The sequence below is a fragment of the Rhodococcus wratislaviensis genome (assembly GCF_041228765.1).
GTDB classification, from domain to species: Bacteria; Actinomycetota; Actinomycetes; order Mycobacteriales; family Mycobacteriaceae; genus Rhodococcus_F; species Rhodococcus_F wratislaviensis.
The window spans coordinates 3351597-3373517 of sequence record NZ_CP150488.1; the positions used below are offsets into that span (position 1 = coordinate 3351597).

The window sequence follows — 21921 nt, forward strand, 5'->3', positions numbered from 1 at the left end:
TCACAATCCAATTCTCGGGGCGGTGGTGTGCGGGGCGATCTCGGCGAACGAGGACACGACGCGGTCGACGATCCCGTAGTCGCGAGCCTCGTCGGCGGTGAACCACCGGTCCCGATCGCTGTCCTCGGCGATCTGCTCGACCGGATGCCCCGTCTCGGCGGCGAGGATCTCCTGCGACTGTCGTTTCATCCGTTCGAGGCTCTCGGCCTGAATGGCGATGTCGACGGCGGTGCCGCCGATGCCCGCCGAGGGCTGATGCATCATGATGCGGCTGTGCGCCAGGCTGATCCGCTTGCCGTGGGTGCCCGAGCACAGCAATACCTGGCCCATGCTCGCGGCGAAACCCATGGCGACGGTCACCACGTCGTTGGGAACGAGCTTCATCGTGTCGTAGATGGCCAGACCGGCGAAGACGGAACCGCCCGGTGAATTGATGTACAGCACGATGTCGCGTTTGGGGTCGGCGGCCGCGAGCAGAACCAGTTCGGAGCAGGCCCGCTCGGCCATGGCGTCGTCCACCTCGCCGGTGAGGAGAATCGTGCGCTGGCGAAACAGTCTGTCCGCCAACAGGTCGCGGTAGTTCAGGTCGGGTAGTGCGGCTGTGGTCATGCCTCCATTACTACCGCCGCGCCGGCACCGTACCGGCAATTGTCTGCTGTGGGCAGACGCCCCGGGTCCGGAAGGCCCGGACTCCTGGAAAGTGACGCAGATCGCACACGTGGCGGTGCGCGATTCTCACGGGCGTGAGCTGGGCGTTCGTGATTCGAGGTGACCACGAGGAATCCAGGGGATGAACGACTCGCCACGGGCAGATGAACGTCGGAAACAGACCGCTCGGACAGTGGAATTGTCCGCGCGCGAGGGCGAAGTCGCTGGTTAGGGTTCCCTCATGCACGTTCTGTTCGTCTGTAGCGGGAACGTCTGCCGCTCACCGATAGCAGAGCGGCTGACACACGCGTACGCGCACGCCCACGACCTGCCGCACCTCACGGCGGAGAGCGCCGGTGTCCGCGCCCTCGTGGGCTTTCCGATCGAGCCCGTCGCCGCCCGCGTCATCGAAGGCCTCGGCGCGAGCGCTGACGGTTTCCGGGCGCGTCGCCTGCGGCCCGAGATGATCAAACGCGCCGACCTGGTCCTCGCGATGACCGAGCAGATCCGGGACCGTTCGATGGAACTGCTCCTCGGGACGAGCCACTGCACGTTCACGCTTCGCGAGGCCCGCCGGATCGCCACCGACACCGGTGCCCGCACCGTCGCCGAACTCGCCGTCGCCCGGAGGGAGTACGGGGAGATCGATTACGCGAACATCAGCGACCCCGTCGGCCTCGGCGAGGCGGCGTTCACGCAGGTGGGGGATCGGATCGCCGCCGAGCTGATGCCGCTGCTCGACGCGCTCGACCTCGGCAGCGGCACGAAACGGGAACCCGAACCCGAGGCCGAACCCCTACCCGAGGCCGGGCCCGATCCCGAACCGCCGCCGTCCCCGGTCATCCACCTGCCGCTATCGCCCAGGCCGTTGATCGCGGCGCGTGCGGCGTCGTCGATCCTCGACTATCCCGTCAGCTGGTCGCGCTGAACTGGTAGTTGGCGAATCTCTCGTCCACCTGCTCGGCCGTCAGCCCGAATTCCTCGAGCGTGTACTTGTGCGAGGGGCGGCGGTCTCCGCTGCGACTTTCGGCGTGCATCGCCTCCATCGCCGCCTGGGCGGTGGAACCGAGATCGAGCCCGAAGTGCGTGTAGACCCCTTCGACGGTGCCGAGTGGATCGGCCACGAAATCCTGGTAGTCGACGTCGATGAACTGAGCGGGGTCGTGCCGGGCGCGGGCCGCGGTGAACTGCTCGAGACCCCGGGCCCACAGCTCGAGCTGGCTCTCCCCGATGACGCTGCCCCGGAACTTCTCCGACCACCCTTCCGTCGCCTGCTCCGCCAGGCTGCACACCGACGGGACGATCGTGCGCGGCGGCCGGTGGGTCTGGACGATCAGTGCGTCCGGATAGACGGCGAGCAACTCGTCGAGCGCGAACAGGTGGCTCGGGTTCTTCAGCACCCAGCGGCGGTCCCGATCGGGAAGCCCGATCAGCTGCAGGTTCTTCTTGTGCCGCTGGTAGGCGTTGGTCCAGTCCTGGCCTTCGAGCCAGTGGGAGTACGTCGGGAGGGACGCCAGGCACTCGTAGGAGATCGATTTGAACGTCTGCCGCAGCAGTTGCCAGCACTCCTCGACTTCGCTCGCCGACATGTAGTGCACGCCCATGAATTCGGGGCGTTCGATGTGGTGGCGGCTGAAACCCTCCTCGATCTTCTGGAACACGGGATTCGATTCCCACGTCTCGCGCGGCGGCCGGGGCTGAGGCATCTCGGTCAGCCACATCTCGAGGCCCTGATGCGACGGGTCCGCGGTGAGCAGCCGGTGCAGCGCCGTCGTCCCCGTGCGGGGAAGACCGGTGACGAAGATCGGCCGTTCGATCCGCACGTCCGCGTGCTCGGGGTTCTGCTTCCAGGCCGCCTCGCTCAGCAGCCGCGCCACCAGGGCGCCGCGGAGGAACACCCGGGACACCTTGCTGCCGAGCGGGGTCAGCTGCTCGTCGACGTGATACGAGTCCAGCAGGACGCCGAGGGCCTCGGTGTAGTCGTCCACGCCGAAGTCGGTGAGGCCGGTCAGGCGGGTGGCCGAGGCGTGAAGGTCCTCGACCGTGCCGACGGTGGTGCGCTCGCTCATGATGCTCCGGTTCTCGTCGCTAGTGATGGAATTCGCCGCAGTTGACGTCGAGGCACTGGCCGGTCACGGCGCTCGCCAACGGTGAGGCCAGGAAGATCACGGCGTCGGCCACTTCCTCGGTCGTGGGGAGCCTCTTCAGATCGGTGTTCGCGGCGGTGTGTTCGTAGATCTGCTCGACGGTCGTCCCGTACTTCTCGGCCTGGTGCGTGAAGTACTGCTTCAGCGTGTCTCCCCAGATATAGCCGGGAGCAACGGAATTGACGCGGATTCCCTGTGGTCCCAGTTCCGTGGCGAGCGACTGCGACGTCGCGAGCAGGGCGGATTTGGCCATCTTGTAGCTGCCGTACCGCTCCTGGGAGTGCCGGAGCACCATCGAGTTGATGTTCACCACCGCCCCGTTCGCCTCGGCGAGCGCGGGGGTGAACAACTGGGTCAGCCGCAGTGCCCCGAGCACGGTCAGCTCGAAACTGCTGCGTATGTGGTCGAATTCCGTGCGGGCCAGCGGTTTCATCGACGGAACCGAGAACGCGTTGTTGATCAGCACGTCGACTGTGCCGTACGCGTCGACGGCCGCGGACACCAGATTCTCGGCCGATGCCTGATCCGTGATGTCGGTCGGGACGGTCACCGCGCGGCGTCCGACGGCGATGATCTCCTTGGCCACTTCGTCGAGGCGCGACGCGGTGCGGGCGGCCAGCACCACGTCCGCGCCGGCGTCGGCGCAGCGGACGGCGAGGGTTCGGCCCAGGGCCGGTCCGACGCCGGAGATGACGACCACCTTGTCCTGCAGGAGTTGTGGAGTAGTCATGGCCGTCACCCCAGCATCCGGTCTGCGACCGCGGCCTGGCGTGCGGCGATGCGTTCGGCGAAGTCCTCGGGCGAGATCTTGTTGGAGTCGTAGTGCGGCAGCCTCTGGTGGATCTCGTCGAACTTCACGACCTCGATGCGGGGACCGTCGTCCGGCGTCAGTTCGCGGGAGACGCGCTGCCAGCGGAATTGCAGGTACCCGCGGAGGTGCCCGACGGTGGCGATCCAGTTGGCGACGCCGGGATTGCGCTCGCTGACGACGAGCCTGATGTGGTCGTCGGGATCCACCTGGGACTGCGCGACATTCAGCGAGGTCTGGTGGTTGACGTAGTCGAGGGAGATGTACCACATGCTGCCCAGCTGAAAACCCTGGTAGGGCACATCGGCTTTCGGGACGGTGATGATGATGGCCTCGTCGTCGGCGAGTTCGTAGTGCCCGACGGACGAGTACTGCGTGGCGAGGCCGCCCGGTGTCAGCCGCGGTTCGGTCATCGTGTTCACCGGCAGGTTCAGGTAGAACCACTCCGGGAACTGCAGCCAGGTCTTGACCCGGGAGACCAGGGCTCTGCCCGCACGGGCGTAACGCTTCTCGACGGCTTCCCGCGTGAGCGGACCCGGAGCCGTACCCGTCGCATCCGCCCTGGCGATGCGGATGGTGCCGCGCTGCTGGCTCCAGTCGCTGTAGACCTCTCGGACCACCAGTTGCGACGAACCCGGTGCGAGGGTGAAGTAGTTGCGCCTGCCGGCGCTGTCGTCGGGGCCGAAACGCACCTCGAACGAGCCGTCGGGGGCGATGTCGATCTCCCGGTCGTCGAACGCGGTGACGCTGCCGGGAACGTGTGCGGCCGTGTAGTTTCCGCTCAGCACCTGGAAGCTCAGGTCCGCGGTGGTGCCGCGCCGCCCGGTGACCACGTATTCGACGTCGTCGTCGATCCGCGCGCCGAAGTACAGGGTGTCGGGGTTGTCTAGGCCCATCTTCATGTACGGGCCGGTGCCCGAGATGAACGTCGGGTGCGACCGTTCGGTGGCCCAGGCCGCGTGCGTCGTGGCGAGAATGCCGCCGGCGAGGTATTGGTAGCCCTCCAGCAGATCCTGTTCGGTGCGGATGTGGGGGGCGCTCTCGATCAGTTTCTCGGCCTCGGCCATGGCGTCGGCGAATGGGTCGGTCAGCACACCGTGCTCCTCACGATGGGGGTGGTACAAATATGTACCTGCGTGGTAGAACGTTGATGAACCGACAATAGAACGTGTTCTAAGGAGTGGTCAATGGGACACGAGGACGAGGCGCCGGACAGGGCGCAGGGCCGGCGGTCGCCGCCCACCGAACGTGTGGTGCAGGTGCTCGACTTCCTGGTGGCGCGCAAGGAGCACCGCTTCGGGCTGTCGGAGCTGGCCCGGCAACTCGACATCAGCAAGCCCACCTGTCTGGGAATCCTCACCGAACTGGCCCGCGGCGGCTACCTCGTCCGGGACCCCGCCACGAAGACCTACGGCCTCGGGCCCGCACTCATCGCGGCCGGTCGCGCGGCACAGCAAGGTTTCGCGGCCGGGCCGGTGGCGCGCAGGCATCTCGCCGTGCTCAGCGAGGAGTTCCGGACCACGTGCACGGCGTCGGCGGTGGTCGGCGACCGCATCGCCGTCCTGGAGCTGACCAGTCCACCGGGTGTGCGAGCGGCCGCCAAGGTGGGGGAGATGTACCCGTTCGCGCCGCCCGTCGGCCTGATGTACGTGCTGTGGGACGGCGACGACGCGCTGCAGTCGTGGTTGCGGCGGGAGCCGACCCTGCCGGTGCGCCTCGACCGCGACCGGTTGCGCACCGTGGTGGACGAGTGCTCCCGCACCGGGTATCTCGTGGAGACGCTCACTCCGGTCGGTCAGCGCCTGCACACGCTCATGGCCGGGGTCGCCGCACACGACCTGCCGCCGGAGTTGCGCGACGTGCTCGGTGAGATGGTGTCCAGCCTGGGGGAGCGGGTGTACCTGGACGCCGAACACGCGGACCCCGCCGCGCCGCACCCCGTCAGTCTCATCGCCGCGCCGACGTACGACGCCGAGGGGCATCAGGCCATGGTCCTGACGCTCTATGTGGGCGCCGAACTCGCGCCGTCCGACATCGCCCGGCGGGGCAAGGCTCTCGCCGCGGCCGCGGACGCGATCACGACGGAGGTGGGCGGCCGCAGGCCGGGGTGACGGACGGGCATTGACCGCAATCTGAAACACGTTCTATTCTCGGAGGTGCATTCTCTTTTCGACCGGGCTGGTCCAAATATGGACCAGTGGCCGGTAAGGCACTCGCGACGAGGAGTCGCCCATGACCGCACCGCCCGTGTACGAGTTGTCCCACCTCGGCGCGCTCGAAGCCGAAGCCGTGCACATCTTCCGAGAAGTGGCCGCCACGTTCGAGCGTCCGGTTCTGCTGTTCTCCGGCGGCAAGGACTCGGTGGTGATGCTCCACGTGGCCGCCAAGGCGTTCTGGCCCGCGCCTCTCCCGTTCGCCGTCATGCACGTCGACACCGGTCACAACTTCGACGAGGTCATCGAGTTCCGCGACCGGACCGTCGAACGCCTCGACCTGCGCATGGTGGTGTCCAGCGTGCAGGACGACATCGACGCAGGCCGCGTCAGCGAGGAGACGGGTCCGCGGGCCAGCCGCAACCGGCTCCAGACCACCGCGCTGCTGCGTGGGATCCGGGACAACGGTTTCGACGCCATCTTCGGCGGCGCCCGCCGCGACGAGGAGAAGGCCCGCGCGAAGGAACGGGTGTTCAGCTTCCGCGACGAGTTCGGGCAGTGGGATCCGCGGGCGCAACGCCCGGAGCTGTGGAGCCTCTACAACGGCAGGCACCGCAAGGGGGAGCACATCCGGGTGTTCCCGCTGTCCAACTGGACCGAACTCGACATCTGGCAGTACATCAGCGGGGAGAAGATCGAACTACCGCCCCTGTATTACGCGCACCGCAGGGAGGTCGTGCCCCGCGACGGAATGCTGTTGGCGCACACCCGGTTCCTCACCCTGCTTCCCGGTGACGAGCCATACGAGGCCCTCGTCCGATTCCGGACCGTCGGCGACGCCACGTGCACGGGCTGCGTCGAGTCGTCGGCAACCACCGCCGAGGCGGTGGTCACCGAGGTCGCCGCGAGCAGGCTGACCGAGCGCGGGGCCACCCGGGCAGACGACCGGATCTCCGAGGCCGGCATGGAAGACCGCAAGAAGGAAGGGTACTTCTGATGCCGCAGCTACTCCGGGTCGCGACCGCAGGCAGCGTCGACGACGGCAAGTCCACCCTCATCGGCCGGCTGCTGTACGACTCGAAGGCGATCTTCGAGGATCAGCTCGAGGCGGTCGAACGCACCAGCCGCGAACGGGGCGACGAGCACGCCGACCTGGCACTGCTCACCGACGGTCTGCGCGCCGAACGCGAGCAGGGCATCACCATCGACGTCGCGCACCGCTACTTCGCCACACCGCACCGCAAGTTCATCATCGCGGACACCCCCGGACACGAGCAGTACACCCGGAACATGGTGACCGGCGCGTCTACCGCCGACCTGGCCCTGATCCTCGTCGACGCCCGCAAGGGGATCCTCGAGCAGACGCGCCGCCACGCCTTCATCGCCAGCCTCCTCGGAATCCCGCACCTCGTGCTGTGCGTCAACAAGATGGATCTCGTCGGGTGGTCCGAGGACCGGTTCGAGGAGATCAAGGAGGAATTCCGGCAGTTCGCGATCAAGCTGGAGGTCCACGACCTCACGTTCATCCCGGTGTCGGCACTGCGCGGCGACAACATCGCGCAACGCACCGTCAACATGCCCTGGTACGAGGGAGGGTCGCTGCTGCACTATCTCGAGCAGGTGCACGTGGCCTCCGACCGCAACCTCATCGACGCGCGGTTCCCGGTGCAGTATGTAGTCCGGCCGCAGCGCCGGACCGATTCCGCGCTGGACGATTTCCGTGGGTACGCAGGCACGGTCGCCAGCGGGGTGTTCAAGCCGGGCGACGAGGTGGTGGCACTGCCATCCGGATTCACCTCCACCGTCAGCGCCATCTGGGGTCCCGGCGGAACCCGCCTCGACGAGGCGTTCGCACCGTCGGCGGTGTGCGTGCAGCTCGCGGACCAGCTGGACGTGAGCCGCGGAGACGTGCTGTGCCGCCCCAACAACCGTCCGCTGGTCGGGCAGGAACTCGACGCGATGGTCTGCTGGTTCAGCGAACAGTCGTCGCTGACGCCGGATGCGCGGTACACGCTGCTGCACACCACCCGCGCAACCAGGGCGTCCGTCGTGCGGCTCGACTACCGCCTCGACGTGAACACCCTGCACCGCGACGAGTCCGCACAGTCGCTCTCGCTCAACGAGATCGGCCGTATCCAGTTGAGGACGTCGCAGCCGCTGATGTTCGACCCGTACCGCCGCAACCACGTGACGGGCAGTTTCATCCTCGTCGACGAGTCGACCCGGAACACCGTCGCCGCGGGCATGATCACCGGGCCGACTTTGTCCCGGTCCAAGGTGGTGTGGCACGCCGCGGCCGTCTCGCGGGAGGAGCGGGCGACCCGGGGTCGCACGGTGTGGCTGACCGGACTGTCGGCGTCGGGGAAGTCGACGGTGGCGGTGGAACTCGAGCGGCGCCTCGTCGCGGCCGGGGTGCCTGCCTACCGTCTCGACGGCGACAACCTGCGTCACGGTCTCAACGCCGACCTCGGTTTCAGTGCGGAGGACCGCGCCGAGAACGTGCGTCGCGTCGGCGCCGTGGCGCAACTGCTCGCCGACTCCGGGGTGGTCGCGATCGCGTCGCTGATCAGCCCGTACCGCGCCGACCGGGACCTGGTCCGGGAGCAGCATCGGGCTGCCGGGCTCGACTTCGTCGAGGTGTTCGTCGACACGCCGGTGGAGCAGTGCGAGGCGCGGGACCCCAAGGGCATGTACGCGAAAGCCCGCGCGGGGGAGATCACCGGATTCACCGGGGTCGACGACCCGTACGAGGCCCCGGAGAACGCCGAACTCGTCCTCCGGCCCGGGGACGGCACGCCGACCGAACAAGCCGAGAGAATTATGGAATTGTTGAGACGTGATCACTGACGCACGACTCGCGGCCGACATCGCCTCCGGTGCCGGTGCCCTGCTGCTGGACATCCGCACCGCGGGACTCGGATCGGCGGACGGTCGTGAACTGGGCAGGCGCGGCGACGTCGCCGCCGACGCCTTCATTCTCGGCAAGCTCTCGGCGGAGCGACCCGACGACGCGATCCTCTCCGAGGAGTCGGCCGACGACCGGTCGCGGCTGGAGCGTTCGCGGGTGTGGATCATCGACCCGCTCGACGGTTCCAAGGAGTACGGACTGCCCGGGCACTCGGACTGGGCCGTGCACGTCGCGCTGTGGGAACGCGGTCGCGGCATCACGGCGGCAGCAGTCGCGCAACCGGCGCTGGGCGCCGTGTATGCCAGTGACGACGACAGTCACGCCGTGCATGCCGAGCAACTCCCGGCACGACCACGGATCGTCGTGTCCGCCAGCAGGCCCCCCGTGTTCGTCGACGCCGTCGCGACGGAGATCGGCGCCGAGGTCACCACCATGGGTTCGGCCGGAGCGAAGGCGATGGCCGTGCTCCGTGGAGACGTGGACGCCTACATCCATGCGGGCGGGCAGTGGGAATGGGACTCGGCCGCACCCGTCGGCGTCGCCGCGGCAGCGGGCCTGCACTGCTCGCGGATCGACGGAACCCCGTTGGACTACAACGAGTCTCACCCGTACCTGCCCGACCTCCTGATCTGCCGGCCGGAGCTGGCCCGGCCCCTGCTCGCCGCGATCGCGACACACGCCACCGACACGGCCGACAGTGGCCGGGTCGCGATGGCCAGGGCCTACATCGATGCGCTGGTCAGCCACGACGCCACCAAGGTGCGTCTCGCGGACAACGCATGGCGGGTGGAGAACGGGCAGCATACGGGCGAATCGGGGGCCTTCATCCGGGACGAACTCGAGAACGGCCTGCAGTATCAGGCCATCCAGGCCGTGCGCGAACTCTCCTTCCACGAGTGGGGCGACAATGTGGTGGCCAGGTTCGTGCTCGATCTCGGGGCCACGCCCACCGAGGTGACGTCCGTCCGGATCACGGAACACTTCGACATCCCGGCCGGGGCGATCCAGTCCGTCATGGCCATCATCGAACCGTCCGCGATCGAAAGGGAGAACCGATGACCCCGGATCAACTGGTCACCCAATTCTGCGCCGAGTGGATCGAACCCGATCCGGCGAAGATCGCGGAGTACTTCGCGGAAGACGCCGTCTACCACAACATTCCGATGGAACCTGTCATCGGGCGGGACGCGATTCGCGAATTCGTCGCAGGGTTCACGGCGGCTTTCGGCGGCATCGACTTCCGGGTTCACCGGCAGGTCACCGACGGCGGGCAGAGCCCCAACGCCGAGGAGTCGAGCGGTGTGGTGATGAACGAGCGGATCGACGTGTTCACGCTGAACGGCAACGTCGTCGAACTGCCCGTCGTCGGGGTCTTCGAGATCACGGACGGCAAGATCACCACCTGGCGCGACTACTTCGACATGGCGCCGATCCAGGCTGCTGCCGGCGGTGGATAGCGCTTCCATGATCGCCGTCCCCGCCGGGCAGGTGACGCTGTCGGACCGGCGAACCACCCGCAGCTGGAGCGTCGATCTGGGTGCCTTCGAGGTCGCCGTCCACCCGGTGACGCAGGGAGAGTACGCCGAGATCACCGGCGAGTGGCCGGGCACGATTCGGGGGGCGCGCCTGCCTGTCGACGGAGTGTCGTGGCGGGACGCGATCTTGTTCTGCAACACCCTGTCCGAGCGCGCCGGGCTTACCGCCGCCTATCGCGTGGCCGGCGACGACGTCATGTGGGACACCGCAGCTGACGGGTACCGGCTTCCGGCCGAGGCCGAATGGGAGCGCGCCTGCCGGGCGGGCACCACGGGTCCGCGGTACGGCCCGCTCGACGCGATCGCGTGGTATCGCGGCAACTCCGACGGCCGGTCGCGAGACGTGGGCGGCAAGCAGCCGAACGCATGGGGTCTGCACGACACCCTGGGCAATGTGTGGGAGTGGTGCTGGGATCTGTACGACCCCGAGGTGTACGGCACGTACCGGGTACTGCGCGGCGGTGGATGGTTCGACGAGCACTGGAGTTGTCGTGCGTCCGTGCGGCGTCGCAGTCACCCGACCTATCGCATCGACGACGTGGGATTTCGCCTCGCCCGCGGGGTATTCGCACCCAACTAAATATTGACGTCAGGTTCAAGTTAGCTCTACGCTGAGCTCGGGAGTATGACGACGGTCACACCCGGAGAGGGCGAGTCTGCATGAGCCAGATCAACACGGTCCGCGGACCGATCGACAGCGCCGAACTCGGACGCACGTACATGCACGAGCACGTGTTCGTGCTGACGCCCGACGTGCAGCAGAACTACCCGGACGAGTGGGGGAGCGAGGACGAGCGGGTCGCCGACGCCGTCACCAAGCTGCGCGCGCTCGCGGGGCAGGGCGTCCGGACCATCGTCGACCCCACCGTCGTCGGCCTCGGCCGGTACATTCCGCGCATCCAGCGGGTCGCGGAACAGCTTCCCGAGCTGAATATCGTTGCGGCAACCGGGCTGTACACCTACGACGACGTGCCGTTCTTCTTCCACTACCGCGGTCCGGCGCTGGATGCGATCGTGGGGGCCGAGGTCCCCGACCCGATGGTGGACATGTTCGTGAAGGACATCGAAGTGGGGATCGCCGACACCGGGGTCCGTGCGGGACTGCTCAAGTGCGCGATCGACCACCAGGGGCTCACGCCCGGTGTCGAGCGGGTGATGCGGGCCGTCGCGAAGGCGCATCGCCGCACCGGCGTGCCCATCACCGTGCACACCCACCCCGGCAGCGAGGCCGGATTGCACGTCAGACGCGTGATGTGCGACGAGGAGGGGGTGCGGCCGGACCGGATCGTGCTCGGGCACAGCGGAGACAGCACCGATGTCGAGCATCTGACCAGCCTTGCCGAGGCGGGCTTCGTCCTCGGGATGGACCGGTTCGGGATCAATCTCGAGACGACGTTCGAGGCCCGCGCCGACACGCTCGTCGAGATGTGCCGCCGGGGATTCGCGGGGCAGATGGTCCTGTCGCAGGACGCCTCCTGCTACATCGACTGGATCGACCCCAACCTGATGGCCGCACTCCCGCAGTGGCACTACCTGCACATCGAGAACGACGTGCTGCCGTACGTCCGCGAGCGGGGTGTCACCGAGAAGATGATCACCGAGATGCTCGTCGAAGTGCCTCGGCGATACTTCGAGAACGTCGACACCTACTGACATGTCGCGCCCGCGAATCGCACCCACGCCGCCGGTCACGGCCCGGGGCGTCCGCACCCGCGATCGTCTCGTCGCCGCGGCCCGGGTGGTGTTCGAGCGCGAGGGGTACCTCGACGCCCGTCTCGTCGACATCAGCAAGGAGGCCGGACTCTCGACCGGATCGTTCTACACCTACTTCACGAACAAGGAGGAGGTGTTCGCGGCGGTCGTCGAGGTCACGCAGAACGACCTGCTGCATCCCGGCATGGGACGGGTCGCGGACGAAGGCGACGTGCACGCGGTCGTGGAGGCGAGCATTCGGGCCTACCTGCACGCGTGCCGCCGGAATGCGCGACTACTTGCCCTGCTCGAGCAGGTCGCGCACGTCGACCCCGCCTTCCGTGAACTCGAACGCTCGCGGGACGAGACGTTCTACCGCCGCAACGCGCGGGCGATCGCCGATCTGCAGGACCGCGGTCTCGCCGACGCGTCGCTCGATCCGATGCTGACGTCGAAGGCGTTGTCCGCCATGGTCGGAAGGATGGCCTACAGCTATTTCGTCGGACCGCCGAGCGAGCGGCGATCGCTCACCTTCGAGCAGTTGACCGCCGGACTCGCGCGGATGTGGACGAACGCGCTGCGCGTCCCCGACCGCGTGTGAGGAGCTGTCAGTAGCCGGGTGCGTGGAGGATGCGCAGAACGAGGTCGGCGTTGATGTCGCCCAGCTCTTCCGGTGTGAATTCGCCGTCGGGGCTGTACCACCGGCAGATGTCCACCGCTAGCGACATGATCGCCAGGACCGCGACGCGGGGGTCGGGGATCAGGAACACCCCCTGATCGATCCCGTTCTGCACCTCTCGGATCGCCGCGACCCGGATCTGGAGCCGGGTCTCGGCGACCACCTCGCGGTGGTCGGGGGCGAGATGCCTGCTCTCGTACTGGGCGATGCGCGCGCGCCGGAAGTTCCGGGCGTGCATGATGCTGAATTCGCGGACCAGTGCCCGGACGCGGTCGATGGGTTCGGTGAACGGCGCCACGGCGTTCAGCACCAGCTCGAGCGCTCGCTCGTTCGACCGGCGGACGAGCTGGAACAGCAGATCCTCCTTGGAGGGGAAGTGCACGTACATCGCGGAGGGGCTCATCCCGGCCATGGTGGAGATGTCCCTGGTGCGGGTGGCTTCGAAACCCTTGTCGGAGAACAGTGTCGTCGCCGCGCGGAGTAGGCGTTCCTCGGATGTCGGCGGACCCGGGCTCGGCTCCTCGGCCGCGGACACGTCGTCTCGCAGTTCAGTCATCGGTCGTCCTCTCCGCCGTTTCGAGCTTCGTCCGCACCGGCGGGATTCGGCAAGATCAATCCCCTCGAGTGATTGACATCACACAGCTATTCAAACACACTAAGCAAGCGCTCACTGACTTGAAGTTGGCGTCATGTTCTGAAAAATCTCATTCCCACACCCATACGAAGACCTATCTCGAGGAGTGATCGGATGACTACATCCGCGGTGCAGCCGAGTAAGGACGCAGCCGGCGACACAGCCGTCTCGCGCACGCGTGCGCATCGGAAACTGCTTGCGGCGGGGCTCGTCGGCAGCTCGATCGAGTGGTACGACTTCTTCCTGTACGGAACCGCTGCGGCACTGGTCTTTCCGCACGTCTTCTTCCCCGACTCGTCGGCGTTGATGGGCACCCTGCTTTCGTTCAGCACCTTCTGGGCGGGCTTCGTCGCACGTCCACTCGGCGGCCTCGTCGCCGGTCACTTCGGTGACAAGTACGGCCGCAAGCCGGCCGTCGTCACCTGTCTGCTGTTCATGGGACTGGCGACGTTCCTCATCGGCTGCCTTCCGGGCGCCGCGACCATCGGCGTCGCGGCCCCGATCCTGCTGGTGACCCTGCGGTTCGTCCAGGGCCTCGCGTGCGGTGGTCAATGGGGTGGGATCGTCCTCCTGCTGACCGAATCGGCGAGCCCGAAGCGCAGGGGATTCTCCGGGACCTTCGGCCAGATGGGCGTCTCCTTCGGCGTCCTGCTCGGCAACCTCGTGTTCCTCGGCGCCACCGCGGCGATCTCGAACGAGGCGTTCCTCGACTGGGGCTGGCGGATCCCGTTCTTCGCGAGCGCACTCCTGTTCCCGGTCGTGCTGTACATCCAGACCAAGGTCGAGGACACCCCCGAATTCCGGGACCTGCAGGAGGAGGCGCAGAAGAAGAACAAGACCGTCGTCCGCGCACCGCTGACTCAGGCGATCCAGGAACACTGGCGCAAGATCCTGCTCGGCTGCGGCCTGCTGGCGGCCACCAACTCCCTGTTCTACATCTCCATTGCCGGCGTGCTCAGCTACGGCACCGCGGAACTGGGTATGAAGCGGAACGACCTGCTCGCGATCTCGCTGCTCAGCGCCGCGCTCACGGTCGGTGTCGTGCTGTGGTCCGGGCACATGTCCGACAAGATCGGGCGCAGGCCGATGATCCTGATCGGCGCGGCGATGATCATCGTGTGGGCGTTCCCGTACTTCTGGCTGATCAACACCCGGAACCTGCTGCTGTTCTTCATCGCCGTGACGGTCGGCAGCGTCTTCCAGTCGATGACCTATGGCCCGATCGCCGCGTACATGGGTGAACTGTTCGCTCCCAACGTCCGGTACTCGGCCGCGTCGCTCGCATACCAGCTGGCGGCGATCACGGTCAGCGGCGGCACGCCGTTCATCATGACGGCGCTGATCGCCAAGACCGGAACCACCACGTTCGTCGCCGTCTTCGTCGCACTGATGGGACTGGTCACGTTCCTCTGCGCGTGGAAACTCCGCGAGACCAACACCGCCGAAGTCCGGAGCGATCCCACCGCCGTACCCGGCGCCCAGTTCTACTAGCCAAACTCCACCGGGCGGCGTGGGGTGGCTGGGATCCAGCCACCCCACAGCTGTCAGTTCGGCACCGTCAGCACGATCCGGCCCTCGCAGTCCCCGGATTCGAGCAGGCGGTGCGCCTCGGCGGCCTGCGCCAGCGGCAGCGTGGTGTGCGGCATGCTCACCGTGCCTGCGGCCGCCCATTCGATCGCGCGGCGCGCGGCGGCCTCCGCGGCGGTCGGATCCTGCATCAGCAGTCCGCCGACGTTGAAACCCAGGACGGCGCGGTTGGCGAGCCACAACTCGTTGGCACCGATCCGCACGTCGTCCTCTCCACTCGCATTGCCCACGGCGAGAAGCCGGCCCAGCGGCGCGAGCACCTCGAGGCTCTCGGCACGCAACCGGCCGCCGACCGGGTCCACCACGATGTCCACCGAATCGATGCCCGCGTCCGACAGCGCGCTGCGAAATCCGTTGCTCGACACCACGAGGTCGTATCCGTACCGCTCGGCCTCCGCCGCACGCCGGGAGGACCGAACCGTGCCCAGCACCTGCGCGGCGCCGAGATGACGGGCCACCTGTGCGGTGATGCCCGAGAGGGCCCCTGCGGCGCCGTGGATCAGCACCTGGCTTCCCGGACCGACGTTGCCCACGAGTTCCAGTGACAGCAGCGCCGTGGTGGTGTTCGGGACCACCGCCACCGCCTCGGCGGCATCGAGGCGAGGGTCGACGGCATCGAGCGGGATCGTGATGGCCGCATCGGCCACCGACACCTCCGCATAGCCGCCCGCGGTGGGGCGAGAGAGCGTCACCACGGGCTGGCCGACCCGCAGATGATGCACTCCGGCACCGACTTCCCGCACCGTTCCCGCCACCTCGAGGCCCGGCACGATCGGTGGTGCCCCGCCGAACTCACCACGACGCATGAGGACGTCCGCCAACCCGACCGCGGCGTGCGAGACGTCGATACTCACCTGGCCGGGCCCCGGATCGGGGACAGGGAGGTCTGCCGTCTCCAGGACGTCAACCTCGCCGAAGCGTGAAATGGTGATCGCGCGCATGGCCTACCTCGTCATCTCGTCGTCGCACGGGTACGGCCGCCACCGTAGTACGGTGACGGCCGCATCGAGCCCTCCGGGAGTGCTGTCAGTGGTTGCCGATCTCCAGCACGAGTTTTCCGGTGTTGGCGCCGTCGAACAGCAGATTGAGTGTGCGGCCGAAGGCTTCGACGCCCCCGGTCTCGACCTGTTCGCGGGTCACGATCTCACCGTCGCGGATCCACTCCGACATCGCCTCCATGCCCTCGGGGAACCGGTCGAGGTAGTCGAACACGATGAACCCGGTCATCGACGCCCGGTTGACCAGTAGCGACAGGTACCGGGACGGGCCGGGCTGCGGGTCGGTGGCGTTGTATCCGGAGATCGCGCCGCACAGCGCGACCCGGGCGTTCTTGCGGAGCCGGCCGAGTGCGGCGTCGAGGATCTCGCCGCCGACGTTGTCGAAGTAGATGTCGATTCCGTCCGGTGCGGCGGCGCGCAGGGCCTTACCGACCGATCCCGCCTTGTAGTCGATCGCCGCGTCGAAACCCAGATCCTCGGTCAGCCACGCGCACTTCTCGGGCCCGCCGGCGATGCCGATCACCGTGGCGCCCTTCAGCTTGGCGATCTGCCCGGCGATGCTCCCGACCGCCCCCGCCGCTCCCGAGATGAGCACGGTGTCGCCCTTCTCCAGCTTGCCGACGTCCGTCAGGCCGAAGTAGGCAGTCATTCCGGGGAACCCGAGCGCGCCCAGCCACGTCGGCGCCGGGGCGAGCGACTCGTCCACGGCGAGAGCGCCGCGGCCGTCGGAGATCGCGAACTCCTGCACGCCGAACTGCCCGGAGACGAGCTGTCCCTCCGGGAACTTCGCGTTCTTCGACGCCACCACCCGGCCGACGGCGTGGGTGCGCATCACCTCACCGATCGCCACCGGCGGCACGTACGACTTCACGTCGTCGAGCCATCCGCGCATCGCGGGATCGAGGGACACGTAGCCCACCTTCACGGTGAATTCGCCGTCCGCGGGTTCGGGGATCGGTTCCGACGTGATCTCCCAGGTGGAGTCGTCGGGTCGGCCGACCGGGCGCTCCGCCAGCCGGACCTGCCTGTTCACGGATGTCACGGTGTTCACCTTTCGGGTACTTCTGCGGTCAGTGCGTCGTTCTTCAGTGCTGTCCGGTCGATCGACCGCTTGAGGATCTTTCCCGTCGACCCCTTCGGGAGGGAGTCGACGATCGCGACGATCCGGGGAATCTTGTATGCGGACAGTCGTTCCCGCGCCCAGCTGGTCAGCTCGCCGCCGTCCAGACCGGAACCGGGGACGGTGGCCACCACTGCGGCCACCTCCTCGCCGTAGTGATCGTCGGGAACACCCACGACGGCGGCCTCGAGGATGTCGGGGTGTGTGTACAGCACCTCCTCGACTTCACTCGGGTACACGTTGTAGCCGCCGCGGATGATGAGGTCCTTCACCCGATCGACGATGCGGAGGTCCCCGTCCGCGTCGATCTCGCCCAGATCCCCGGTACGCAGCCACCCGTCCGGGTCCAGGACGGCCGCGGTGTCGGACGGCCGGTTCCAGTAGCCCTTCATCACGGTCGCCCCCTTCACGAACACCTCGCCGACGGTGCCGGGAGGGCAGGCGACGTTGTCGTGGTCCCGCACCTGGACCTCCAGCCGTGGCACCGCGCGCCCGGTGTAGCCGATCTTGCCGCCGCGGTCGATGTCGTTGAACGTCCCGAATGCGGTGGTCTCGGTGAGCCCGTATCCCTCGAGGATGGTGCACCCGAAGCGGGACTCGAATTCGCGGGCCACTTCGCCCGGCAACGATGCGCCTCCGGAGATGGCGATGCGGAGCTGCGTGAAGTCCTGCGAGTCGGCGCCGTCCGCGGCGTGCAGCATCGCGTTCCACATCGTCGGCACGCCGGCCATGATCGTGAGCCGGTCGCGTCGCAGGAGTGCGAGCATCGCGGCCGGGTCGAACCTCGCCAGCAGCGACAACGACCCGCCGCCCGTGAACGTCGCCATCATGACCGAGGCCTGACCGAAGACGTGGAACAGCGGAAGCCCGGTGCCCGTCCGGTCGTCACTCGAACCGCGACTGCATTCGGCGCCGATCTCACCGCCGGACAGTAGGTTCCCGACCGTCAGTTCCGCGCCCTTCGGCCGCCCGGTGGTGCCGGACGTGTAGAGGATCGCGGCGGTGTCGTCGCGGTCCCGTGCGGCGACGGGGACCGGCTCGGCGTCCGATGCCGCGGCGTCGGGTGCGAGCGCCCAGACGGGGATGCCCAACCCTGACGCGGCGTCGCCGATCGCCGGCCCGAGCTCGTGCCACACGATGGCGAGCGCGGCGCCGGCGTCGGCGAGGACGTACTCGGTCTCGGGCCGGGTGGACATCGTGTTCACCGGGACCACGACGCACCCCGCCGCCTGAATTCCCAGATACGCCACCACGAACTCGGGCACGGAGGGTGCGGCCAGGAGGATTCTGTCGCCGGGGGACAGGCCCGCTTCGGTGAGTGCCCCCGCATACCGGGTGCTTGCGTCGCGCAACTGCCCGTACGTCAGGGTGCTCTCCGCGCCCCGCAATGCGATGTTGTCGGGAGTGGCGTCCGCGTGGCGGGACACCGGATCGATCACATTTGCCATGTCGTCAACCTCCGACGCGGTACAGGTTTTTCCGGCCTCGACGGCACGGGCGGTTATCCGGCCTCGACGACGCGGGCGACGGATTCGGACACGACCACCGGCTTGTCGGAGCCCTCGCGCTCGACGACCTGGCTCATGGTCACCTGGATGCCGCCTCCGACCTGTTCCGCGGACTGCACGGTGGCACGCATCCGGATGCGTGAACCCACCGGCACCGGCGCGGGGAATCGGACCTTGTTGTAGCCGTAGTTCAGGCTGTGGGCGAACCCGTCGAACCGCAGCAGGGTCGACGACAGCGCCGGTCCGAGGGACAGGCTGTACAACCCGTGCGCGATGGTGCCGCCGAGTGGGCTGGCGGCGGCGCGCTCGGGATCGATGTGGATCCACTGGTGGTCGCCGGTCGCATCGGCGAAGGCGTTGACGCGTTCCTGGGTGACGTCGTGCCAGTCGGTGGGGCCCAGCTCCTTGCCGATCAACGCCGTGAGCTCGTCGAAGCTCGCGGGGCGAACGGGCAGTGCGGTGGTGTCGGTCATCTGTCTCCCTCAATTCCGGGTGGTGCAGGGCCTGGATGTGTCACGTTGGCTGCATCGAACTTCGAGGTGTTCGTCGAACTCCAACACTTGAACTTGACGACGGATTCAACTATACAAAAGAGAGACGCGAGTCACAACGCACGGCGAAGGAGAGGACACCTCGTGAAGGTTGCACAGAAGGTCGCCATCGTGACCGGCGGTGGAGGCGGTATCGGCGGGGCGATCGCGGACCGTCTCGCCGACGAGGGCGCCAAGGTGCTGGTCGCCGATCTCGACCCGAACGCAGCCGCCGCGGTTGCGGACGGAATCAACGCACGCCACCCCGGAACTGCCCTCGCCGAAGGCGCCGATGTCGCGGACACCGACCAGATCCGGCGCATCATCGACCGCGCCGAGACCGAGTTCGGCCCGGTCGATCTCTACTTCGCCAACGCCGGCATCGCGGGAGCACCCGGTCTCGACGCCGACGACGCCGGCTGGGATCTCGCGATCGACGTCAACGTCCGCGCCCACGTCCGCGCCGCCCGGCAACTCGTGCCGAAGTGGGTCGAGCGGGGCGAGGGATACTTCGTGTCGACCGCGTCCGCGGCCGGGCTCCTCACCCAGATCGGCTCGGCCACCTACGCGGTCACCAAGCATGCGGCCGTCGCGTTCTCCGAGTGGCTGTCGGTCACCTACGGGGACAACGGAGTCCGGGTCAGCTGCCTCTGTCCGATGGGAGTCGAGACGAAGTTGATGCGCTCCGGCGAGAACTCGGGTGATCCACTCGGTGTCGCTGCCACCCGGGCCGTCGTCTCGGCAGGCGACGTGCTGCAGCCGGAGCAGGTCGCCGACATCGTGCTCGACGCCGTGGACCGGGAGACGTTCCTGATCCTGCCCCACGAGAGCGTCCTCGCCATGTACCGGCAGAAGGGGTCCGACTACGACCGCTGGCTGCGCGGGATGCGCCGCTACCAGAGTTCGCTGCTGGAGCACGCGTGACACCCGAGCACGCGGACCTGGTCCTCGCCGAGCGGCGCGGACCGGTCCTGGTGCTGACTTTCAACCGGCCGGACAAGCTGAACGCCTGGACCGACGACCTCGAGGACCGGTACTTCACGCTGCTGAACGACGCCGAGGACGACCCCGGCGTACGCGCGATCGTCGTGACCGGAGCCGGGCGCGGATTCTGCGCCGGCGCCGACCTCGGACGCCTGCAGGCCGTCGGTGACGTCTCCGAAGCGGACCTCCTCTGGCCGCGCCCCCGCGACCTTCCCGCGACGCTGCACAAGCCGCTGATCGGGGCGATCAACGGGGTCGCCGCCGGGCTCGGAATGGTGGAGGCCCTCTACTGCGACGTCCGGTTCGCCTCCGCGTCCGCCCGGTTCACGACCGCCTTCGCCAAGCGCGGGCTGATCGCCGAATACGGCATCTCCTGGCTGCTGCCCCGGCTCGTGGGACGCAGCCGGGCCACCGACCTGCTGCTGTCGAGCCGCATGGTGGACGCCGAGGAGGCACTGCGCATCGGACTCGTCGACCACCTCGCGCCGGACGGTTCGGTCGTCGACGCCGCGGTCGCCTATGCGGAGCAGTTGTCGACGCACTGCTCCCCGACGTCGATGGCCGTCATCAAGGACCAAATACAGAACGACGCGGACGGCACCTACGCCGAGTCCGTGGCCCGGGCGGAAGGCCTGATGTTGCAGGCGTTCCGCGGGGCCGATCTCGTCGAGGGCGTACAGAGTCACCTCGACAAGCGCACACCCACGTTTCCCTCACTACCCGTCAGGAGTTCCTATGTCCCTGTTTGACATCTCGGATCGCGCCCAGCAGTTGCAGACCGATCTGCTGGAGTTCATGGATTCGCATGTGTATCCGGCGGAGGCGGTGTACGAGGAGCAGATGCGGGAGTCGGGTGATCCGCATTTCCAGCCGCCGGTGTTGGAGGAGTTGAAGGCGGAGGCGCGGCGCCGGGGGTTGTGGAATTTGTTCCATCCGCATCCGGGGACGGGTGCGGGGTTGACGAATCTCGAGTATGCGCCGTTGGCGGAGATCATGGGGCGCAGTCATATTGCGTCGGAGGCGTGTAATTGCAATGCGCCGGATACGGGCAACATGGAGGTGCTCGAGTTGTTCGGTACGGCCGAGCACAAGGAGAAGTATCTGAGGCCGTTGCTGGAGGGGACGATGGCGTCGGCGTTCGCGATGACGGAGCCGGCGGTGGCGAGTTCGGATGCGACGAATGTGGAGTTGTCGATGGTGCGGGACGGTGAGGAGTATGTGCTCAACGGCCGGAAGTGGTTCGCGTCGAATGCGTTGCACCGGAACTGTCGGGTGTTGATCGTGATGGGGAAGACGGATCCGTCGGCGGCGCCGCATCGGCAGCAGTCGATGATGGTGGTGCCGATCGATGCGCCGGGGGTGACGGTGATGCGGGGGTTGCCGGTGTTCGGGTATCAGGATCGTGAGGGGCATGCGGAGATCGATTTCGCGGATGTGCGGGTGCCGGTGGCGGATGTGCTGAAGGGGGAGGGGGAGGGTTTCGCGATTTCGCAGGCGCGGTTGGGTCCGGGGCGGATTCACCACTGCATGCGGGCGATCGGGATGGCGGAGCGTGCGTTGGAGTTGATGTGTCGTCGGGCGTCGTCGCGGGTGACGTTCGGCAAGCCGGTCAGTGAGAATGCGAATGTTCAGGATTGGATTGCGGAGGCGCGGATCGAGATCGAGATGATCCGGTTGTTGACGCTGAAGGCGGCGTATCTGATGGATACGGTGGGCAACAAGGAGGCGCGGACGGAGATCGCGGCGATCAAGGTGGCGGCTCCGAATATTGCGTTGAAGATTGTGGATCGGGCGATTCAGGTGCACGGTGGGGCCGGCGTCACCGACGACTTCCCCCTCGCCATGGCCTGGGCGCACCTGCGCACGCTGCGCCTGGCGGACGGTCCCGACGAGGTCCACAAGCGCGCCATCGCGCGGCAGGAACTCCGGCAGTACCCCGTCACCGCCGTCAGCGCCTCCACCAACGGACACAAGGTTGCGGTGAGCTGAC

General features: G+C 67.6%; 22 protein-coding genes. 13 read left to right on the forward strand and 9 right to left on the reverse strand.

Features of this window, described 5'->3' with window-relative positions; genetic code table 11:
• Entirely contained in the window at positions 1-609 is a 609-nt protein-coding gene (locus tag WKC72_RS15330; RefSeq protein ID WP_005568279.1) for a ClpP family protease, read from the reverse strand.
• A 280-nt stretch (positions 610-889) separates the two neighbouring features.
• Here WKC72_RS15330 and WKC72_RS15335 point away from each other — a divergent pair, with 280 nt between their 5' ends.
• Positions 890-1576, forward strand: coding sequence for a low molecular weight phosphatase family protein (locus tag WKC72_RS15335; RefSeq protein ID WP_370183200.1), 687 nt, complete (start codon positions 890-892; stop codon positions 1574-1576).
• Here WKC72_RS15335 and WKC72_RS15340 read toward each other — a convergent pair.
• The 3 genes from WKC72_RS15340 to WKC72_RS15350 are packed head-to-tail and all read right to left on the reverse strand — an operon-like array spanning position 1560 to position 4697.
• Positions 1560-2717 carry a sulfotransferase gene (locus WKC72_RS15340; RefSeq protein ID WP_112298667.1) on the reverse strand — a complete coding sequence of 386 codons (1158 nt, stop codon included), beginning with the start codon at positions 2715-2717 and terminating at the stop codon, positions 1560-1562. The two genes, WKC72_RS15335 and WKC72_RS15340, sit on opposite strands and share 17 nt — an antisense overlap.
• A gap of 19 nt (positions 2718-2736) precedes the next feature.
• The gene (locus tag WKC72_RS15345; protein WP_037238896.1) at positions 2737-3525 is read right to left on the reverse strand and encodes an SDR family oxidoreductase; all 789 of its coding nucleotides are present in this window, start codon (positions 3523-3525) and stop codon (positions 2737-2739) included.
• 5 nt (positions 3526-3530) lie between these two features.
• Positions 3531-4697, reverse strand: coding sequence for a hypothetical protein (locus WKC72_RS15350; protein ID WP_370183202.1), 1167 nt, complete (start codon positions 4695-4697; stop codon positions 3531-3533).
• 93 nt (positions 4698-4790) lie between these two features.
• Between WKC72_RS15350 and WKC72_RS15355 the strand changes: the two genes are divergently transcribed.
• The 8 genes from WKC72_RS15355 to WKC72_RS15390 all read left to right on the forward strand — a co-directional run bounded on the left by WKC72_RS15355 (position 4791) and on the right by WKC72_RS15390 (position 12492).
• The gene (locus WKC72_RS15355; protein ID WP_370183203.1) at positions 4791-5714 is read left to right on the forward strand and encodes a helix-turn-helix domain-containing protein; all 924 of its coding nucleotides are present in this window, start codon (positions 4791-4793) and stop codon (positions 5712-5714) included.
• 121 nt (positions 5715-5835) lie between these two features.
• Positions 5836-6753, forward strand: a complete 918-nt coding sequence (cysD, locus tag WKC72_RS15360; RefSeq protein WP_037238785.1) for a sulfate adenylyltransferase subunit CysD — start codon at positions 5836-5838, stop codon at positions 6751-6753.
• Complete coding sequence (cysC, locus tag WKC72_RS15365; RefSeq protein WP_370183205.1) at positions 6753-8603, forward strand: adenylyl-sulfate kinase; 1851 nt, start codon at positions 6753-6755, stop codon at positions 8601-8603. The genes cysD and cysC overlap by 1 nt, the downstream gene beginning before the upstream one ends.
• Complete coding sequence (locus tag WKC72_RS15370) at positions 8593-9723, forward strand: 3'(2'),5'-bisphosphate nucleotidase CysQ (RefSeq protein ID WP_037238792.1); 1131 nt, start codon at positions 8593-8595, stop codon at positions 9721-9723. Before cysC ends, WKC72_RS15370 begins: the two co-directional genes overlap by 11 nt.
• On the forward strand, positions 9720-10121 hold the full coding sequence (locus WKC72_RS15375; RefSeq protein ID WP_037238795.1) for a limonene-1,2-epoxide hydrolase family protein: 402 nt from the start codon (positions 9720-9722) through the stop codon (positions 10119-10121). The genes WKC72_RS15370 and WKC72_RS15375 overlap by 4 nt, the downstream gene beginning before the upstream one ends.
• Before the next feature lie 7 nt (positions 10122-10128).
• Positions 10129-10779, forward strand: coding sequence for an SUMF1/EgtB/PvdO family nonheme iron enzyme (locus WKC72_RS15380; protein WP_128641812.1), 651 nt, complete (start codon positions 10129-10131; stop codon positions 10777-10779).
• Between the two features lie 80 nt (positions 10780-10859).
• Positions 10860-11852, forward strand: coding sequence for a phosphotriesterase (locus WKC72_RS15385; protein WP_037238801.1), 993 nt, complete (start codon positions 10860-10862; stop codon positions 11850-11852).
• 1 nt (position 11853) lies between these two features.
• Positions 11854-12492: a TetR/AcrR family transcriptional regulator gene (locus tag WKC72_RS15390; protein ID WP_009474203.1), complete on the forward strand. Its 639-nt coding sequence runs from the start codon at positions 11854-11856 to the stop codon at positions 12490-12492.
• A 7-nt stretch (positions 12493-12499) separates the two neighbouring features.
• On the opposite strand, the gene WKC72_RS15395 is transcribed toward WKC72_RS15390, so the two are convergent.
• Positions 12500-13126 (reverse strand): TetR/AcrR family transcriptional regulator, encoded by a 627-nt coding sequence (locus WKC72_RS15395; RefSeq protein ID WP_370183208.1) that lies wholly within the window; start codon positions 13124-13126, stop codon positions 12500-12502.
• Positions 13127-13318: 192 nt separating this feature from the next.
• Between WKC72_RS15395 and WKC72_RS15400 the strand changes: the two genes are divergently transcribed.
• The gene (locus WKC72_RS15400) at positions 13319-14695 is read left to right on the forward strand and encodes an MFS transporter (RefSeq protein ID WP_128641814.1); all 1377 of its coding nucleotides are present in this window, start codon (positions 13319-13321) and stop codon (positions 14693-14695) included.
• 53 nt (positions 14696-14748) lie between these two features.
• Here WKC72_RS15400 and WKC72_RS15405 read toward each other — a convergent pair whose 3' ends face one another.
• The 4 genes from WKC72_RS15405 to WKC72_RS15420 form a co-directional block, all read right to left on the reverse strand.
• Positions 14749-15732 carry a zinc-binding alcohol dehydrogenase family protein gene (locus WKC72_RS15405; protein WP_370183210.1) on the reverse strand — a complete coding sequence of 328 codons (984 nt, stop codon included), beginning with the start codon at positions 15730-15732 and terminating at the stop codon, positions 14749-14751.
• 85 nt (positions 15733-15817) lie between these two features.
• Positions 15818-16831, reverse strand: coding sequence for an NADP-dependent oxidoreductase (locus WKC72_RS15410; protein ID WP_370183211.1), 1014 nt, complete (start codon positions 16829-16831; stop codon positions 15818-15820).
• Between the two features lie 5 nt (positions 16832-16836).
• Positions 16837-18357, reverse strand: coding sequence for an AMP-binding protein (locus tag WKC72_RS15415; protein WP_112298660.1), 1521 nt, complete (start codon positions 18355-18357; stop codon positions 16837-16839).
• A 53-nt stretch (positions 18358-18410) separates the two neighbouring features.
• Positions 18411-18890, reverse strand: coding sequence for a MaoC family dehydratase (locus WKC72_RS15420; RefSeq protein WP_037238816.1), 480 nt, complete (start codon positions 18888-18890; stop codon positions 18411-18413).
• A 162-nt stretch (positions 18891-19052) separates the two neighbouring features.
• Between WKC72_RS15420 and WKC72_RS15425 the strand changes: the two genes are divergently transcribed.
• The 3 genes from WKC72_RS15425 to WKC72_RS15435 are packed head-to-tail and all read left to right on the forward strand — an operon-like array spanning position 19053 to position 21920.
• The gene (locus tag WKC72_RS15425) at positions 19053-19871 is read left to right on the forward strand and encodes an SDR family oxidoreductase (RefSeq protein WP_370183213.1); all 819 of its coding nucleotides are present in this window, start codon (positions 19053-19055) and stop codon (positions 19869-19871) included.
• Positions 19868-20680, forward strand: coding sequence for an enoyl-CoA hydratase-related protein (locus WKC72_RS15430; protein ID WP_370183214.1), 813 nt, complete (start codon positions 19868-19870; stop codon positions 20678-20680). The genes WKC72_RS15425 and WKC72_RS15430 overlap by 4 nt, the downstream gene beginning before the upstream one ends.
• The gene (locus WKC72_RS15435; protein ID WP_370183216.1) at positions 20667-21920 is read left to right on the forward strand and encodes an acyl-CoA dehydrogenase family protein; all 1254 of its coding nucleotides are present in this window, start codon (positions 20667-20669) and stop codon (positions 21918-21920) included. The genes WKC72_RS15430 and WKC72_RS15435 overlap by 14 nt, the downstream gene beginning before the upstream one ends.
• Position 21921: the final 1 nt, after the last annotated feature.